We start from the raw sequence: 5001 nt of genomic DNA, 5'->3' as shown, positions 1-5001 counted from the left end.
CCGGGTGTGCTCGGGCGGGTCCATATTGAGCATGATCAGCTTTTGGACGTCGATCTGGTCGCGGTGGATGTGCTCATTGAAGCGGATGATCGCGGTGTTGAGGTGGGAGGAGAAGATCTCCGGCTTGGTCGACACCTCTTTGACGTCGGCGTGGCGGGTGACGGCCCAGTACCCGTCGTCGTCGAAGCCGGCGACTCCGTGTGGCTGGGGGATCCACCACACCCTGTCGGTCTGCCGCAGCTGGGCGAACTCCGGGAACGGCAGACGCTGCTGGTAGATGTCGGGGTCGGTGAAGTCGAATCCTTCGGGAAGCGCTGGGCAGGACATCGGCCACTCCAGATCTGACGGCCTATCAGAAGTACCCGCGAAGGTAGTAACGGGTTCTACAAGTGGCAAGTGCTATGGCGCCTTTGTTGCGGCGTGCGGGCGCACAACGGGCGTGGATGGGCGGCATACGGGCCGACAACGGGCTTGCACGCCCCTTGCGTCGCCGGGCGGGGCGTCAGCAGACTGATTGAGGAACTAGAACGCGTACTAGTTCTGTCGCGGGCGCTGCCGGGAGCCCCGCGGAACCAGGAGAGGACGGACGAGTCAATGGCCGCGGAACCCGTCATCGTCGAAGCCGTACGCACGCCCATCGGCAAGCGCGGAGGGTCACTCGCCAATCTGCACCCCGCCTATCTGCTCGGTGAGACATACCGCGAACTCCTCGCCCGTACCGGCATCCAGCCCGACTGCGTGGAACAGATCGTCGGCGGCACGGTCACCCACGCCGGCGAGCAGTCGATGAACCCCGCCCGCAACGCCTGGCTGGCCGTCGGCCTGCCGTACGAGACCGCGGCCACGACCGTCGACTGCCAGTGCGGCTCCTCGCAGCAGGCCAACCATATGGTGGCCAACATGGTCGCGACCGGCGTCATCGACGTCGGCATCGGCTGTGGTGTCGAGGCCATGTCGCGGGTGCCGCTGGGCAGCGGCTCCAAGCACGGGCCCGGTAAGCCGTTTCCGGACGAGTGGAACGTCGATCTGCCCAACCAGTTCGAGGCGGCGGAGCGGATCGCGCGCCGCCGCGGGCTCACCCGGGAGAAGGTCGACGCCCTCGGCCTCCTCTCGCAGGAGCGGGCCGCCCGGGCATGGGCGGAGGAGCGCTTCAAGCGCGAGACCTTCGCGGTGCAGGTGCCGACGACCGAGGACGAACAGGCGGCCGGGCAGGGCATGTGGCGGCTCGTAGACCGCGACGAGGGGCTGCGCGACACCAGCATGGAGGCGCTCGGCGGGCTCAAGTCGGTGATGCCGACCGCCGTGCACACCGCGGGCAACTCCTCCCAGATCTCCGACGGCGCGGCCGCGGTGATGTGGGCGTCCAAGCGCATGGCGCGGGCGCTCAAGCTCAAAGCCCGTGCGCGGATCGTCGCCCAGGCGCTGGTCGGCACCGATCCGCACTACCACCTGGACGGGCCGATCGACGCGACGCGCGCGGTGCTCGGCAAGGCGGGGATGACGCTCAAGGACATCGACGTCGTCGAGATCAACGAGGCGTTCGCCTCGGTGGTGTTGTCGTGGGCGCAGATCTTCGAACAGGACCTGGAGAAGGTGAACGTCAACGGCGGCGCGATAGCGCTGGGGCACCCGGTGGGGGCCACCGGCGCCCGGCTGATCACCACGGCGCTGCATGAACTGGAGCGGGCGGACAAGGAGTTCGCGCTGATCACCATGTGCGCGGGGGGCGCGCTGGCGACCGGGACGATCATTCAGCGCCTGTGACCAGGGCGTGCAGGGCGGGCCGCAGGGCGGCGGCGATCTCCTCCGGGGAGGCGCGGCGCAGATCGTCGATGCCGAGCAGCTGATGGCCGATGGTCACCCCGACCATGGTGGCGACGGCCAGCGCGGCGTGCAGCCGGGCGTCGTGGGCCTGACGCTCAGCCTCGTGCCCGGCTGACATGGCGGCCGCGAGCTCGGTGATCTGATGGTCGAGGGCGGCGCGGGCCGCCTCCGCCGCCTCCGGGTGGGTGAGCATGGAGCGCAGCATCGCCAGCGAGGCCTCCGGCAGCCCGCCGATCTTCATCCCGAGCGAGGCCAGCAGCGAATCCGTGAGCGCCTCGGGGCCCCCGGTCCGCGGCCGGTCGCCCGTGTCCGTACCCGCTTCCGTGCCCGTCCCCGTCCCCGTCCCCGTGCCCGTCCCCGTCCCTGCGACCGAGATCCGCACGGCCTGGGAAAACAACTGCTGCTTCGAGCCGAAGTACTGCATGACCAGCGCGGGGTCGACCTGTGCCGCCGACGCGACCGCGCGGATCGTCGTGCGCTCGAAGCCGCGCTCGGCGAACAGCTCGCGGGCGGCGGCGAGGATGCGCTGCTCGGTGTTGCGGCGGCGCTCGGCGCGGGTGGGTCCGGCTGAGGTCATATCCCTGACTCTACCGATCGCTCTACAGCTGTTGACCGGGGTCGCACTCGCTCTACACTCGTTGAGTCAACGTACGTTGAGCGAAACCGCGTGAGTGAACGGAGCGCATCGTCATGCCCGAAACCACCGCAGCCACACCCGAGCCCGCCGTAGGGCCACGTGAGATCGTCGAGCGCTTCCACCGCGCGATGCTGAAGAAGTCGGCGGACGACCTCGCCGACCTGTACGCGGCCGACGCCCGTCATGAGTTCCCGTTCCTGTTCCCCGGGCTGCCCGCGTGCTTCAACGGGCGCGAGGAGATCCGGGCGGGCTACCGGGCGATGTGGGGCGCGACCCCCGTGGAGGCCGAGACCATCCGCGACGTGGTGATCCACGAGACCGCGGAGGCCGGCACGGTCGTCGTCGAGCAGACCGTGGTCGGGGCGGTGGCGCCGACCGGCCGCCCCGTCACCGTCCCGGGGATCCTGGTGATCCGGGTCCGGGACGGGCAGATCGTCCACACCCGTGACTACATGGACGGGCTCGGCGTGGCCAAGGCCACCGACCGCCTGCCGGACCTCGTCGCCGCGCTCGGCGGATAGCGTCGGCCCGGAGGCGCACCGCCCGGGGCTTGAGCCCGCCGCGAGGGCCGCGTGTTTCCCTGACCGCCCGCACACGCGGACCGAGTCGAAGGGAAGCGACATACATGTCAGCTCGCCGAATGCTCACCGGTACGTTCCTGGGCCTTGGGGCCCTGCTCCTGACCACCTCGGCCATGGCCCCGGCGGCCGGCGCCCAGGCGGCGGCGTCCGCCCCGTCGTCCGTTCGGTCCGCCGCGGCGCCGGTGCCGGTCACGGCGCTCAACTGCGACGGGAACACATACAAGTGCGCGGCCAATCTTCAGTACGGGGACGGGAAGTGGGTGGCCGACTGGTCGGTGAACGTGTACCACCAGGGCGTGGGGTCGGAGTCGTCGTCGGTGCGGAGTGCGGCGGCGCCGGTGCCGGTGACGGGGCTGACCTGTGACGGCAACACGTACAAGTGCACGGCGAAGCTTCAGTACGGGGACGGGAAGNNGTGAACGTGTACCACCAGGGCTAGCCACTCTCGGGGCCGGCGGGCGGTACCGATGCATCTGCTCATCGGTACCGCCCGCTCGCGGTTTCAGGGCTCCTTGAAGGCGACCGGCGCGTCGAAGGCCGCCCGGCGGGTCGCACGGCGCAGGGCCCGGAGCACCGTACGGCCGAGGGTGAGGGTGAGCACCACCGTCACCACCGCGCGTGGGAGGTCCCAGCCGAGGGACGTCGCCAGGCAGTACGCGACGAAGCGGGCCAGGTTGTGCGACAGCGGATCGCCCGGCACGAACGACACGCCCGAAGCCATCCCGGCGAGATAGGGCCAGCCCTGCAGATTCATCACCGTGCCGTACAGGACGGAGGCGACCGCCCCGTACCCGGCGAGCAGGAACAGCTCCCCGCGCCCGCGCAGCCGATCCGTCCCCGGCAGCAGGCCCGCGCCCATGCCCACCCACCCCATGGACAGCATCTGGAACGGCATCCACGGCCCCACCCCACCCGTCAGCAGCGCGGAGGCGAACATCGACACCGCGCCGAGCACAAAGCCGAAGCCCGGGCCCAGCACCCGCCCTGACAGCACCATCAGGAAGAACATCGGCTCGATGCCCGCCGTCCCCGCGCCCAGCGGCCGCAGCGCGGCCCCGGCGGCCGCCAGCACCCCCAGCATCGCGACGGCCTTGGAGTCGAGGCCGGTGTCGGCGATCGTCGCCACGACGACGGCCAGCAGCAGCGGCAGCAGCGCGGCGAAGAGCCAGGGCGCGTCGGCGGAGTGCGCGAGCCCGGACGCGGAGTCGGAGAGCAGCGGCCAGCCGAAGGCGGCGACGCCGATCGCGGAGACGAGGGCGAGGGCGGCGACGGAACGGGGGCCGAGGCGGACCGCGCGGACCTGGCGGGCGGCGTCCGGCCTCATGTGGCCCGTTCCCCATCCTCCAGGTCCCGCCGTACCTGCCGGACCGTCAGCCACGGCAGCGGGGCCAGCACCTTGGCGACCTGCGGGGCGAACGCGGGGGAGGACACCACCACCTCCGCCGTCGGGCCGTCGGCCACGACCTCGCCGTCGGCCAGGATCACCACCCGGTGGGCGAGTTCGGCGGCCAGCTCCACGTCGTGCGTGGCCAGAACGGTCGCGTGGCCATCGGCGGCCAGCGCGCGCAGGATCTCGATCAGGCGCGCCTTCGCCGCGTAGTCCAGGCCGCGCGTCGGCTCGTCGAGCAGGAGCAGCGGCGGGCGCGCGGTGAGGACGACCGACAGTGCGAGCGCGAGCCGCTGGCCCTCGGACAGATCGCGGGGGTGCGCCGCGTCCGCCACGCCGGGCAGCAGCCGGCCGACCAGCTCGCGGCAGCTGCCCGGGGCCGCGCCCGCGTCGCGGTCGGCCGCCGCGCACTCCGCCGCGACGGTGTCGGCGTAGAGCAGGTCGCGGGGTTCCTGCGGTACGAGGCCGACGTGGCGCAGCAGTTCGGCGGGCCGGGTGCGGTGCGGTACGACTCCGCGGCCGGCGACGCCCCGGCCACCGCCACGCCCGCCGCCCTCGCCGCCACGCCCGCC

Annotated in this window: 5 protein-coding genes and 1 pseudogene; 2 read left to right on the top strand and 4 right to left on the bottom strand. The window is 71.8% G+C overall.

What is annotated here, in order from left to right:
* Positions 1 to 327, bottom strand: a pseudogene (locus CCN51_RS50405) (steroid C27-monooxygenase); the annotation flags it as partial.
* 267 nt (positions 328 to 594) lie between these two features.
* On the opposite strand from CCN51_RS50405, the gene CCN51_RS50400 reads away from it, so the two are divergent.
* Positions 595 to 1764 (top strand): steroid 3-ketoacyl-CoA thiolase, encoded by a 1170-nt coding sequence (locus CCN51_RS50400; RefSeq protein ID WP_014180131.1) that lies wholly within the window; start codon positions 595 to 597, stop codon positions 1762 to 1764.
* Here CCN51_RS50400 and CCN51_RS50395 read toward each other — a convergent pair.
* Positions 1748 to 2401, bottom strand: a complete 654-nt coding sequence (locus CCN51_RS50395) for a TetR/AcrR family transcriptional regulator (RefSeq protein ID WP_014180132.1) — start codon at positions 2399 to 2401, stop codon at positions 1748 to 1750. The genes CCN51_RS50400 and CCN51_RS50395 overlap by 17 nt on opposite strands.
* A 113-nt stretch (positions 2402 to 2514) precedes the next feature.
* On the opposite strand from CCN51_RS50395, the gene CCN51_RS50390 reads away from it, so the two are divergent.
* Positions 2515 to 2982: a nuclear transport factor 2 family protein gene (locus CCN51_RS50390; protein WP_014180133.1), complete on the top strand. Its 468-nt coding sequence runs from the start codon at positions 2515 to 2517 to the stop codon at positions 2980 to 2982.
* Between the two features lie 562 nt (positions 2983 to 3544).
* On the opposite strand, the gene CCN51_RS50380 is transcribed toward CCN51_RS50390, so the two are convergent.
* Positions 3545 to 4366, bottom strand: coding sequence for an ECF transporter S component (locus CCN51_RS50380; protein WP_014180135.1), 822 nt, complete (start codon positions 4364 to 4366; stop codon positions 3545 to 3547).
* On the bottom strand, positions 4363 to 5001 hold a 639-nt coding region (locus CCN51_RS50375; protein WP_143676197.1), incomplete at its 5' end, for an AAA family ATPase. The genes CCN51_RS50380 and CCN51_RS50375, both read right to left, overlap by 4 nt.

Origin of the sequence: Streptomyces milbemycinicus (assembly GCF_002154605.1) — a bacterium.
In the GTDB taxonomy this organism is placed as follows: domain Bacteria; phylum Actinomycetota; class Actinomycetes; order Streptomycetales; family Streptomycetaceae; genus Streptomyces; species Streptomyces milbemycinicus.
Note: the sequence above shows the minus strand (reverse complement) of the source record. Positions and strands in the feature narration are given on the sequence as shown.